Consider the following 12,421-nt stretch of genomic DNA (forward strand, 5'->3'; position numbering starts at 1 on the left):
TTACGTCTATTCCTGCTATAAATGTTAGTAGACATTGAAGTGAGTACAAATAGACAAAATTGGATTTTTTGATCAAGGTGAGGTTATGGGGCTTTTAAATCGGTTTTCGATAAAATTCAGACTGATTTCTCTTGTTGTTCTGCCACTTACGTTTTCGGGGGTGTTTGCAACGATTGAAATTTCGAGCCTTTTCGACAAAGTCTCGTCATTGAATACACTAACGGCTCGGATGGAATTGTTAAGGGCAAATTCTCAATTCTCAAATGCAGTCCATGAACTGAAATTAAGTAAGTTATCGGGTAATGAAAATAATGAAACAATTGATGATGCAACTGAACGAGCGTCACAATATTCTGTTTTAATCCCTAAAGCCTTCCCAAATATTGATTCGACCGAACCAATGTCTACCAGTGAGGAAATGAAAGACCTCATAACAGAGTATGAGTTTGTAGAAGCCATGGATGTTAATGACTGGTCTGATTGGGGCTTTGATCTTCTCATTCAAAACTTGGTCTCGCTAGAAAAAGCACCGCTTAATGTTGCCGATACAAACATCGAACAGAAGTTGTCAATTTTATATCAACTTCAGTGGCTGCAGCTTTGGGCACAACAAGAAAACTGGTATATCCGAATAATCGCCAGCCAACCAGATCAAGCCGCCGACTATAAAGAGCAATTAGATACAATTATAGAACGTCAGCAATTAATCATTGAGCGCTATTTGTCGGTAAGTGCAAATCCTACGCAAATTGAATTGCTGCGTAAAACTTTTGCTAACCCTGTGTTTGCTACGAGCTACCAACTACGGGAAAGTATTTTTTCAGACTCATTTACTGGTTTTAATACGGGTAATTCATTCTCAGCGTTAGATGAGCGTTATGCTCTAATTCAATTTGTTGTGGTTGAGATAAGTCGAGAGTTAGCCCGAGATATCCAAGGCAGTATCAGCCAGTCTAAAGTGCTCATTTGGTTCTATGCTGGTATGATCTTGTTATCTGTGACCATGATAATTTGGCTTGGGGTGAATCTTATCAGGCGGATCGGCTCCTATTTGAGCCGAATACTTAAAGCCATGTCTTTACTTGAAACAAGCAATGATGATCACTCCGCAGCGAAGATTAAAGTCGATGGCAAGGATGAATTTACTGTTTTTAGTCACCAACTGAATGGGATGATAGAGGAGCGGATCGAAAACCATAACAAGCTTATCCAAGCGAAAGATGAAGCTGAAAAAGCCAACCTCGCCAAAAGCTCCTTTTTGGCCAATATGTCCCATGAAATCCGTACCCCACTCAATGGTATTATTGGGATGTCGGGTATTCTTTCAGATACTGAACTGACCCCCTCACAGTCGGAATATGTTCAAACTATTGAAACCTCCTCTCAAACCTTGCTGCTGCTAATCAACGATATATTGGATTTATCGAAGATCGAATCCGGTAACCTTGTCTTGTCACCAAGCGAAAGCCGGGTGGCCGAAGTGGCATACGACACTATGACTGTTGTGTTGGCAAAAGCAACGTCGAGCCAACTTAATCTTGACGTGAAAATTGCTCCGGATTTACCCGCCATCGTGATATTAGATGAACACCGTTTGCGGCAGGTTCTGATGAATTTGGCTTCCAATGCTGTCAAGTTTACCCAAGAAGGTGGGGTAACGCTTGAGATCGAATGTGCTGAACACATTGATGGCCGTGCCAAGCTTGTCTTCTCTATGGTAGATACCGGCATAGGGATAGAGAAAGAGAAACAAGACCAAGTGTTTGCTCCATTTATTCAAGAAGATAGTTCAATTACCCGCCAGTTCGGTGGCACGGGGTTAGGGTTGGCGATTTGCCGTCAGTTGGTTGAATTAATGGGTGGCCAGTTAGCGCTTGAATCAGAAAAAGGTGTTGGTAGTCGATTTTTCTTCAGTTTAGATGTTGAGGTATGTAAAGCGCATGATAACTCGCTGGACACATTGAAAACTCGAAAAGCACTTGTTTTAGGGCCAAAGACTATTGCGACACATCGTATTGAGGGGGAGTGTGAAGCCCTTAGGCTTCAGGCTGTAACAGTAGATGTAGCAGATCTCTCAACTCAGTCAGAAGAAGACTTTGATGTTATTTTCTACTGTCAGCAAAGCATCAAGCAAACTCAATACGATTTGGGGTTAATTAATTCAATGATGCCACGCTTGAACGTCATATTGTGTGTTGATCATCGAAATGAACAGTATGACTTTGGTAATTTGATAGCAGGCATCGTGACACTGCCATTTTTCGGCAAGCGATTAGTCAAAACGCTAGAAAAAGCCTTTGTAGAGAAAAAAGAGCCTGTATCTATACAGCAGATGGCTTCTCAACCCGTTAAATCAGGTATTTCATCTAAGCCCACTCCTCCTGCCCAGGATGTTAAAGAGGTTTCAGAGCAAACTCAGGATTCATCTGTTGCTCAACTGAAAGTGCTAATTGTGGAAGATAACGCTGTAAACCAGAAAGTAGCTGGTTTGTTTTTGAAAAAGGCTGGATACCAATTTGATATCGCCAACAATGGTCAGGAGGCGGTTGATAAGGTTAAAGCGGGTAATCAATACTATGCCGTTCTGATGGATTGTATGATGCCGGTGATGGATGGCTTTACCGCGACAGAAAACATTAGGGCGTGGGAGAAAGAAGCCGCAGTGCCAGGTTTACATATCATTGCCCTTACAGCCAGTGTCCTCGATGCGGATATCTCGAAATGTTATGAGGTAGGCATGAATGATTATGTGGCTAAGCCTTTTAAGAAAGACGTTTTGCTAGAGAAACTGGAAGGGCTAAACCGTTCAGAAAGTATCGAAGAGCAAGTTGTTTAGCTTTTTTAATGCACATTCCTCCCGCCAGCTTGTGAGAGATCTCTTACAAGACGGTGGGATTTTTATGTTTGTGGATGTCAGATGAAATTATCATTAATGTTTTTTTCTTTTAAAATCAGCTGGTTATAGGTGATTTGTTGTATAGTGCCAAAATGGATATGAGAAATGTGATCTTTATTGGTTGTTAAGAATTTTAGTTCGCGTAATCTTAACTGCGTCGGAAGGAACTGACGGAACGGAACAGGAAAGCGGCCAGGGAAGTTGGCAACCTCAGGAAGAGGTCGGTGGATCAGGATGATTTATCGGACAAGGACTGTGAAGGGATAATCGAACGGAAGCGATACGGTAAGTAGGATGCTTACTAGTCATGACGACGCAGATGGACCACTTCAGGATGAAGTTATGGACACCTCCAGGATGGAGAAGAGAGTCGAAACAGGATGGATCGACGGGTCAAGGCGAGACCAATAGGACATGTCCAGGACGGATATAAAAGGAAGCGCTGAAGGAATCAGCTGAATCATGGAGTGATGCAGGGAGCACCTTAGTAGCCGGATTGCTGCAAGTAAGACCAAAGGGCGCGACGAAAGTCGCGCCCGCTCTTTTTTATAGCCCTATAAAAATCGTCATCTCCGATTTCTTATTTAATCCTTACTGAGCAATCGCTGTAGGCTTGGTCCGTAGGCTTACCATCAACATATAAATGGCTGTAGCCGTCAGTACTGCAAAGAAAAACCCAGTTAGTCCTGTTTCTGTTTGCATGATGTAGTTCGCTGCAACAGGGCCAAATGCTGATCCCACACTGTAGCTAAATAGCATAATTTGCGTGGCTGAGACAATTGAAGCTGACTCTAGGCCATCACAGGCAAGTGTGATGGCTATCGGGTAAAGCGCAAATGCCGACATGCCCAATAATGCCAAAGCCACAATTTGTACCCCGTAACTGTTATCTATATGCAATAAGCCCATCGCGAATACACCTAGAAGGCTCATCAAAGCTAGAAGCAGTGATTTTGGCATCTTGCACGAGAGCTTACTTAGCACTGGCTGAATGCTCATTCCACCCAATACTGTCGCAGCCATTAAGCTACCGACTTGTTCGAGGTTGCTGGTGGTCGCTTTCAAAGCCAGGGGTAGTAGCCCGTATATTGATCCCATTACAATGCCCGAAACCAAACAACCAATTAATGCTGGTTTGCTAAGGGCGAGAATTTGCTTCAAGCTCAAGCTCACATGTTCTGCTTGGCTTGGGTTCGATTGCTTCGATGTCAGTGCAGGAATAATGGCCAGTGATAACAATGCGACAGTCACGATAAATGGCAACACACCACTTGTGCCAATAACACCAATGCCGAGTTGGCCCACGGTCGTACCACCGTATAGTGAAGTCATATAAAGGCCTAGGTTTTTGGCCCGTTCCTCTTTGCTATCACCAATTAGTAGCCAGGATTCGATCACCACAAAAATGCCTGCAACTGCAAAACCCGCAACAAAGCGACTGGCCATCCAAAGGCCAAGCGCTGATGTTAACCCCATGAAGATGACTGATGAGGCTAACATGGCGACGAAACCAATAAATGCCATACGGTGACCAACCTTTTTGATCACAGGTTCGATCAGCATTGCACCAGCTAAAAGGCCGAAGTAATAAATGCTTGCAAGCCATCCGGCTGCAGATTCAGGTATATGGTGGCTTGCCAATGTTAAAGGAAGCACACTCATAAAATACCCTGAGGCGATAGCAAAAATAGATAGCCCCAAAATAGGAACCCACACAGGGTTCTTTGCGGATGGCGTAGCGTGCTTGTTCACTACAGTGATCTCCAAAAATTAAGCAAATAAATGACCACTTTCTCAGGTTGAGAAGCGGCTAAAACAGGGTCTTCAGGCGATGATATAGGCATTGGACATGCCCAAGGGATTGTCGCTGATCGGGACTATGGCGATAAAATTAGGCCGAGTAAAATGACTAATTCTAATGTGAAATAATAATCAAATTTATCTGATTAATATCGTCATAACGAAGCTTTGATGGATAAAGTTAAGTTAGCTATTGATATATGGCTGATTGTTAATTAAATAACTGATTTTATGATGGTTAAATGATTAGTGTTGTGAGTTTTTAGGTGGTTTTCGATTCTAAAATGATTAGTAGGCTAAATAATTTGTTAAGCAGGTAATCATTGAAGGTTTTAATGTTCGAAATGTGATTTTTTTATTAACACCAAAAAAGAGGGACCTCAGCTACAAAGCGTAAGGCCTTTTGCTACTGTGTAGTGCAAGCATTCACTGTTTTGGGGCGGTACTCATACACAGGGTGAATTAAGTTGTTGATTATTGGTACTTCAAAAGTTGGCAAGCATCATGCAATAGTTAATTTGCAATCTGAAGCTCAACATACGAGGTAATGATTGCGGCAGATGGTACACAATCACATCTTTTTACGTACTACTCTCAGTAGCGGGGGAGTAGTACTTTTTTTATCTATCTCTTCATTACCAGTCATCTAATTTAAACCTCTGGACTAGAGCGTTCCCTTAAAAAACGTGCAAAGCGAGGAATACCGTTGTCGGTGTAACCGTTAAACCGGTATTGAACAATAGTCCCCAGTGCTGGAGGGGACTGCCTGTCTTGGTCACTGAAGCCAGAGCCAATTTTAAACCTCTTGTTGTCAGGAGTGACGACCCAAATAGCCCCCATTTGGCCACTGTACTTTCCTTTTCCTGGCTCATAGCCAACGATGACGGCTTCGGCATCTTGATAAGGTTTTATCTTGATCAGCGCCTGGCTCTTACCTGGATGGTAAAGGCTATCTTTGTGATGGAGCATAATGCCTTCGCCACCTTGGCTTTCGAGATTGTCGAGAAGAGATTCTAGTTCCGTATAATGGCTGACCTCGTATTGCGGGGCGATTTGAATATGTTGCATGTCTATTGATTCAATGATTTCATCAATAGCTTGCAGCCGGAGAGCAAACGGTGACTTTAGTGATGGTGCATCAAATACCATCAATCTCACTTTCTGCCATTCTTTGTTACAGGGCTGTTTTTGGCGAACAATACTGCTGAGCTGCTGGAACTGTTGATGCGCTATCCATAGTTCTCCCTCAAGCCACATATCCTTTGGCAGTGGAGCGACAAACCATGCTGGTGCATTGATGGGGTTCCCTTGGCGAGTAATAAGCTCACGGCCTGTCCAAATAGCCCTGATACCATCAAGCTTTTCGCTGGCAAAATATTCACCTAGAGTTTCGATGAATTCTTCATCATGCCTCATCTTGTCGATGTCGATACTACTCGCATGCATAAGAGAAGGCTTTATTGGCGTTGAAGCGATAGCTGGGTTAAACGGGCTTGTTGCGAAGGCTATCAATGCTGATAACACACTAAGTTTAATGTTGGCAGGGAGTAGTTGAGAGCGACTCATAATCAATTGCCTCTTTGTGACGACCAAGAAGATATTGAAGGTGACGATAGGGAGAAAGTTACGCTGAGAAAAATATCATTTTTTTTCGGTAGGCTAACTTGCGATTCAAGTAGCACATTAGGCAGTGGCTCTAACATTGGTTATTACAAATGTGCGAGACGGTGTGGATCTAGGCTGGGTTGTCAGATTTATTCATACTTTGAGTTATTTTGTTGCATCTTGGCGAGGCAAGAATAGAATTGCGTGTTTGTGCTTTAAAATCTAGTTACGTGTAATCATGTCCAGTACCCAACCTGCTACATTCTCTGCTCAGTGCTATGCTTTTTTCCATCGAAAAGGTGTAACGCTTTCACCTAGAACCTACTTTATCCATGCTATGAGCTTCATGGCGTTGGGACTGTTTTCATCGCTACTCATCGGTTCGATTTTAAATACGCTAGGGATCAAGCTCGGCATTCCACTTTTTACTGAAACACTTTGGCCATTGGCAAAGCAAATGACCGGGCCTGCCATTGCTGTTGCTGTTGCCTTTGCGTTAAAAGCCCCGCCTTTGGTTATGTTTTCAGTCACGACAGTGGGAGCGGCGGGAGCGATGTTGGGTGGCCCTGTCGGTGCTTTTGTCTCAGCGTTGATAGCCACTGAGCTAGGTAAGCTGGTGGCTAATGAAACCAAGGTCGATATCCTTGTTGCTCCTGCTGTTACAATGATTAGCGGGGTATTGGTTGGAACTTTGATAGGGCCTTATATCAGCCAGTTCATGACCTCGCTGGGTGACTTGATCATGTCTGCGACACTTTTACAGCCTTTCTTTATGGGGGTTGTCGTTGCCGTTTTAATGGGTATGGCATTAACACTCCCAATTAGTAGTGCAGCAATCGCCATTATGCTAAGCCTTAACGGACTGGCAGCAGGTGCAGCTACGGTTGGGTGTTGTGCTCAAATGGTGGGCTTTGCGGTAATGAGTTTCCGTGAAAACCGCTGGGCAGGGGTGATGGCCCAAGGGTTAGGGACCTCCATGCTGCAAATGCCAAATATCATCAAGAATTATAAAACCTGGATCCCAACCATTTTGACGTCAGCAATTCTTGGCCCGATAGCCACCACGGTTTTTGCTGTTGAAAACACCCCTCTGGGGGCGGGAATGGGTACATCGGGCTTTGTTGGTCAAATCCAAACTGTTATTGCATTAGAGGCTGCGGGTTGGGATAGCATGACCATGTACAGTGTGATTATCTTACTGCACTTGGTTTTACCTGCAATTCTTACTTTGATGTTTTCCGAGGTGCTAAGGAAAGCCGGTTGGATAAAACCAGGTGATCTGAAGCTCAATTTGCAGTGATAGCTAATTCCAAGTCTCTTTGCTATATAGAAATTTCGGAAAATTTGATATAAATCTGACATTAGGTTTCTCTGCACTGATAATTTAATAGTCAGTAATTGCTTTTATTAGATAGCCACCGCTTTACAGCGTAACTGGCTGTAAAACTGCTAAGGGCAGGAAACATTTCCAATACTTATGGATATCGATATGACATCTTGGAAAATATCTTTAGTTGCTGGTTTGGTTGTGGGTGGTCTGCTAACAACCGCTGTTTGGCATCGTTCACCGAGGCCAACCCAAGAAGAATTTGAACAGCTTCAGCAGAAGAACCAACAATTGATTGCTGAAAAATCGGCTCTTGAGCAAGAGTTTGAAGTATTCCAAACTCAGAGCGCGCTGGATATTGAGCAATTGCGCACCGAGCTAAAAACCTCTCAACAAGCGATTGAAGATCAGAAAGCCGAGCTTGAGAAGAAAGTGGCTGCGGTAACGACTGAGAAAAAAACCTTGGCTGTGACCAAGAAAAAACTCGATACCCAGGTGGTGAAATTAACCCACACGGCTGAACAGCAAAAAGCAGTACTGGACAACTCAAAGGCGTTGTATCAACAGCAACTAGAGTTGCAAAAACAAATAACGGCAGCCAAGACTGATGTTAAGAAAGCAGAACAAGTTGCAGCCGAATTCAAGCAAGCGTGTGATGAGTTCAAGTCAGGTACCAGTTGGAACTGGGTGTCACAAGCCGACTGTGACAAATACGAGGCTCGACTGAAGGTGGTTGAAGGAGAGCAAGCGCAATTGGCCGCTCTGGAACAAGAGCTAGATTTGCTTAACCAACGAATTGAAATAGAAATACCAAGACCGAACTGATTTATTAAGAGGGAAAAGGCGAGCTTATGCTCGCCTTTTCTTTAGGAGCGAGAATGGAAAACCTGTTTGCCGCGATTCCGGCGTCATTACCCGAAGAGCTTTTTGAAGATATCGTAAAAACAGACTCGATGAGGATTGAGCGTATTGTTTCTCGTGGCCATACTACCCCTGAAAACGAATGGTATGATCAAGAGGAGAGTGAGTGGGTGATGGTAGTGAAAGGCAGCGCCAGAATCTTATTTGAAGACGGTATGTATGAAGTGTCGGTGGAAGCTGGCGATCATATTAATATCCCTGCACATCAACGTCACCGTGTATCTTGGACCGACCCTAGCCAAGATACTGTTTGGTTAGCAGTGTTTTATTAACTCAGCGGCTCTAACCAGCATGGAGTTGGAAGTTGGAACTCCTGACAGAGCCGTTGTATGTCCAGAAAATCACAAGGTCGCAGTGCATACCCGCTGTGGCTTTCAAGCTGATACTTTGGAGAGATACAATTGACGGTTAATCCTTTGATCTCGCCGCTGTGTCCAAACGCATAGTCAGGATAGAAAACGTTATTATCTGGTGGTCCGTAGATACCTTTGCCATCATCATCAAAACAGACAACATGAAAATCAATTTGGTCGGTATCACCAATCATGACAAAGTTATGATCGCCTACATTAGCCTCTGCCGGCTTTATATATCCCTTTTCTTGCAGAATTTGAATGGCTTTTTCCACATCATGTATTTGGATAACAATATCTAAATCTGAGTGATTTCGTGTCTGTTGCCCCAATAGCGCATCAATTCCCCAACCGCCATCAATCCAGACTGTTATGGCGCTCTGTTGGAAAAGTGAATAGATCTGAATGACTTTGTCTGCTGTCATCTTTCTTTACCAAGATAAATCAAGTTAGACATCTTAAGCTGTGTAGTTAGCGTTTTTATGACAACAGAGTAGATAAAAAGGGGGAGGTGCTTTCCCCCCTGATTTTAAAGACTGGATTTGTGGCAGGCTTAGTTTTTTAAATCGAAAGACAGTGTTTTAGCCAATGCTGCGGGGTATTCTCGCTCGTCGGCTAGTTCAACTGCATAGGTTTCGATATTTTTCGCAGTAAGTGACCGTGTCACAGGAAAGGCCATCTCAATGGATTGCGAATGACTAGCACCTGCATACAAGCCTTCGATCTGCAGTTGCTCCACAATACTGTTTGCTGCCGACAACGCCGACGAGGCTTTGACTATTTCGGTACGGGCGTAGCGACTTCCAGCGAAGGATACATCGGCTGCTCGTAAGGTAATATCATCGCCGGGCACTTGCTGGGCACCAAATAACGGTTTGCCCCCGACTTTGGCCGAGTTGTAGCCTGGAACAAAACGCGACATATGGTTGATAGCGCGTGTTGTACGAGTCTCGATTTCGTCTTTTTCCCAGCCGGACTTTATTTTACGAATGAAACTGTCGCCAAGTTTTGGTTGAGAACTGTCATGAGTATTCTTGACAAGGCCTTTTTTAAACAAGGTGATATCTTCAGTCATGCCGTGTAACTGGAAGTAACCGTCAGGATATGGGGTGAGTTGCGCCATACCATCAGGTGTACCGCGTTCTCCATGGAAGATCACTTCAGGCCAATAGGCTTGGCACTCTGGCCACTGGGTGACATACGCGGCTTTGAATTCAACCAAGCGGTTACGATGTTGTTTGGCAAAATCATCAATGACACCGGTCTGGAAGCCACAGGCATTGATTAGATAATCTACTTCAAGGAAGTTGGTAATATGATCTTGGGTCGCAGGGTCGAACTTCTGGTACTCAATCTGCCAACCAGAGTCAGCCCGTTGGGATACATGGGTGACTTTGCTCTGGGTATGAATATGGCTTGATTCTAGCTTTTCCAGAGCAAGGTTTGCAGTCGCCGCAAGGCGGAATACACTCCAACCATATTCTTGAACCAACACCATAGGGTATTTGAAATTGCCTAGCTCAAGGTTTTTCGCAACCGGAATCATCCAATCATCAAAGTTGGCAGGCTGAGATGGAACCTCGAGCTTTGAAAGCGTCTCTAGATCTTGTTTGTCATAAAGCTTGAAGTAACTGTCAGGGTCACCAATCACTTTGTTCGAAGGGTCTTCGCTTACTAACTGGCGGTAGACAGACTGCAGCTTCTCAAGGCGTGGCAGGAGTTCACTAGGATCACCCTGATCATGCACTGGCGTTGCAATAACGGTCGGGCGAATGTTAACCGTATGTGGAAAGACCTTCAAAGAGTCAATAGATTGCTGGAGCAATGCGACGCATTGCTCGTCAGGTATTTCACGGTACAGGTTTCCACCGGCATGAAGGTGACAGATTGGAGGCCCGTTCACAAGGCTTGTGCCTTCTTCGAAAATATCTGTCTTGATGCCAAGCTCGGCTAAACGGAGCGCAATGGTTGAGCCTGCTATGCCACCGCCAATAATACCTACCGACAAAGAAGGGCGATGATCATGCGGTTTAGCTTTTTCTTTCATATAAATGCGCGTCGTTATAATTCAGTGTCTAAGTTACATGATTTTACTGTGCATAGATCACATTGAAAACCGAAAAAGAATAGGGACATTAGGATTATTGGTAAAGGAATGCAACTTTCCCGCCTATGCTTTCTGGTTTGCTTCAGCTTATACAGCCACCAACCTTTAAATGACAAAATACTACCAATGGTGCGTGATTTTTTTGTGATTCTTTACCGCCTAGGTTTTAGTCAGATTGGTCTGTTTGAGTAGCAAGCAAAATTAAACATCTAAATAACATGATTTTGGCTTGATACGATTCGAAAAAAATCTGGGCAAAAGATCACCTTATTTGCTCATTTTATTGAACAATTTTGCTATCTAAATTTGTACAAACACTGTTCTTTGTTCTACACCTAATGTGGTAGTGGTAAATAATAAATAAGGACAGTTAGTTATGAAAAAAGTCTTCAAGGTACTTCCTCTTGCACTGTTGATATCCGGCGCTGTTCACGCTGCCACAGATAATCCATGGTATGTGGGTGCCCGTGTCGGTGGAACAACGTATGACAGTCTTGATGGTGTAATCAAAGGCCAAGATGCCGACAAAGACGATTGGGGCGGCGGTGTTTTCTTAGGGTATAACTTCAATTCTTGGTTTGCCTTGGAAGGTGGTTACACTTACCTAGGCCAAGCTGACATCGGCTCTGACGGTTTTGAAGTACAAGGTATTGACCTGTTGGGTAAATTTACCTACGAAGTTTCAGATTCGTTTGACATCTACGGTAAGCTCGGTGGTTTTGTTTTCGATGCTGACAACAGTGTCATCAATGATGACAAGAGTGGTTTGGCAGGCACCGCTGGCGTAGGTCTTGAGTATTTCTTTAATGATGCCTTATCAGCCCGAGCAGAATACCAGTATTACAATCAGGTGGGCGACACACAGACCCCAGGTGAAAGTGATATTCATTTCTATGGCTTGAGTTTGGTTTATCACTGGGGTGCACCAGCGCCGGTGCCTGTAGTTGAGCCTGAACCAGAGCCAATGCCAGAGCCAGTAGCCCCAGAGATTGTGAAGGTTGAGGCCGTAGGTGCTGTCCTACCATTTGCATTTGACAGTGATAAGCTGACTCAGCGTGATATTGAACTGTTACAACCTGTTGCCCAGCAGCTTGTGGCGTACCCAGATACGCAGCTTTATGTTGTTGGCCATACCGATAGCCGCGGTTCGATTGAATACAACCAGAAACTATCTGAAGACCGTGCTGCCGTTGTAGCTGGTTATGTAGGTAATCACTTCGGTATTGATGAAAGCCGTATCGTTGCCCAAGGCCGCGGCGAACTAGAGCCTGTAGCGACCAATGATACTGAAGAAGGTCGTGCACAAAACCGTCGTGTTGAAGTGTTTGTTCCTGGCTTTGAAATGGAAAAATAGTCGTTTGTGTTAGCAAACCCTATGTTCCAAACAAAATGTTCCAAATAAAAATCCAGCA

The 12,421-nt window shown here is 44.0% G+C and carries 9 protein-coding genes; 5 read left to right on the plus strand and 4 right to left on the minus strand.

The genetic code is table 11. The features are described 5' to 3' along the window. Positions 1-85 precede the first annotated feature (85 nt). Entirely contained in the window at positions 86-2,836 is a 2,751-nt protein-coding gene (locus BIZ37_RS02240; RefSeq protein WP_187460126.1) for an ATP-binding protein, read from the plus strand. 651 nt (positions 2,837-3,487) lie between these two features. Here BIZ37_RS02240 and BIZ37_RS02245 read toward each other — a convergent pair. Next, positions 3,488-4,648: an MFS transporter gene (locus BIZ37_RS02245; protein WP_370577289.1), complete on the minus strand. Its 1,161-nt coding sequence runs from the start codon at positions 4,646-4,648 to the stop codon at positions 3,488-3,490. A 699-nt stretch (positions 4,649-5,347) separates the two neighbouring features. Continuing rightward, a complete protein-coding gene (locus BIZ37_RS02250) occupies positions 5,348-6,262 on the minus strand; it encodes a DNA ligase (RefSeq protein WP_187460127.1) in 915 nt (304 codons plus the stop codon). Between the two features lie 277 nt (positions 6,263-6,539). Here BIZ37_RS02250 and BIZ37_RS02255 point away from each other — a divergent pair, with 277 nt between their 5' ends. The 3 genes from BIZ37_RS02255 to BIZ37_RS02265 all read left to right on the plus strand — a co-directional run bounded on the left by BIZ37_RS02255 (position 6,540) and on the right by BIZ37_RS02265 (position 8,821). Continuing rightward, positions 6,540-7,601, plus strand: a complete 1,062-nt coding sequence (locus tag BIZ37_RS02255) for a PTS transporter subunit IIC (RefSeq protein WP_187460128.1) — start codon at positions 6,540-6,542, stop codon at positions 7,599-7,601. 189 nt (positions 7,602-7,790) lie between these two features. After that, a complete protein-coding gene (locus tag BIZ37_RS02260) occupies positions 7,791-8,453 on the plus strand; it encodes a chromosome segregation ATPase (RefSeq protein ID WP_255526650.1) in 663 nt (220 codons plus the stop codon). 53 nt (positions 8,454-8,506) lie between these two features. Next, positions 8,507-8,821, plus strand: a complete 315-nt coding sequence (locus BIZ37_RS02265) for a cupin domain-containing protein (RefSeq protein WP_187460152.1) — start codon at positions 8,507-8,509, stop codon at positions 8,819-8,821. On the opposite strand, the gene BIZ37_RS02270 is transcribed toward BIZ37_RS02265, so the two are convergent. Both BIZ37_RS02270 and BIZ37_RS02275 read right to left on the minus strand, forming a co-directional pair. After that, a complete protein-coding gene (locus BIZ37_RS02270) occupies positions 8,818-9,327 on the minus strand; it encodes a nucleotidyltransferase domain-containing protein (RefSeq protein WP_187460130.1) in 510 nt (169 codons plus the stop codon). The two genes, BIZ37_RS02265 and BIZ37_RS02270, sit on opposite strands and share 4 nt — an antisense overlap. A 128-nt stretch (positions 9,328-9,455) precedes the next feature. Then, complete coding sequence (locus BIZ37_RS02275; RefSeq protein ID WP_187460131.1) at positions 9,456-10,949, minus strand: FAD-dependent oxidoreductase; 1,494 nt, start codon at positions 10,947-10,949, stop codon at positions 9,456-9,458. A gap of 436 nt (positions 10,950-11,385) precedes the next feature. Here BIZ37_RS02275 and BIZ37_RS02280 point away from each other — a divergent pair, with 436 nt between their 5' ends. Beyond that, positions 11,386-12,363, plus strand: coding sequence for an outer membrane beta-barrel protein (locus BIZ37_RS02280; RefSeq protein ID WP_187460132.1), 978 nt, complete (start codon positions 11,386-11,388; stop codon positions 12,361-12,363). Positions 12,364-12,421 lie beyond the last annotated feature (58 nt).

The sequence above is a fragment of the Photobacterium sp. BZF1 genome (genome assembly GCF_014349205.1).
GTDB lineage: Bacteria > Pseudomonadota > Gammaproteobacteria > Enterobacterales > Vibrionaceae > Photobacterium.

Coding starts and splice junctions, on each gene's coding strand:
- BIZ37_RS02260 (WP_255526650.1), top strand. CDS start 7,791: ATGACATCTTGGAAAATATCTTTAGTTGCTGGTTTGGTTGTGGGTGGT.
- BIZ37_RS02265 (WP_187460152.1), top strand. CDS start 8,507: ATGGAAAACCTGTTTGCCGCGATTCCGGCGTCATTACCCGAAGAGCTT.
- BIZ37_RS02280 (WP_187460132.1), top strand. CDS start 11,386: ATGAAAAAAGTCTTCAAGGTACTTCCTCTTGCACTGTTGATATCCGGC.
- BIZ37_RS02270 (WP_187460130.1), bottom strand. CDS start 9,327: ATGACAGCAGACAAAGTCATTCAGATCTATTCACTTTTCCAACAGAGC.
- BIZ37_RS02255 (WP_187460128.1), top strand. CDS start 6,540: ATGTCCAGTACCCAACCTGCTACATTCTCTGCTCAGTGCTATGCTTTT.
- BIZ37_RS02240 (WP_187460126.1), top strand. CDS start 86: ATGGGGCTTTTAAATCGGTTTTCGATAAAATTCAGACTGATTTCTCTT.
- BIZ37_RS02275 (WP_187460131.1), bottom strand. CDS start 10,949: ATGAAAGAAAAAGCTAAACCGCATGATCATCGCCCTTCTTTGTCGGTA.
- BIZ37_RS02250 (WP_187460127.1), bottom strand. CDS start 6,262: ATGAGTCGCTCTCAACTACTCCCTGCCAACATTAAACTTAGTGTGTTA.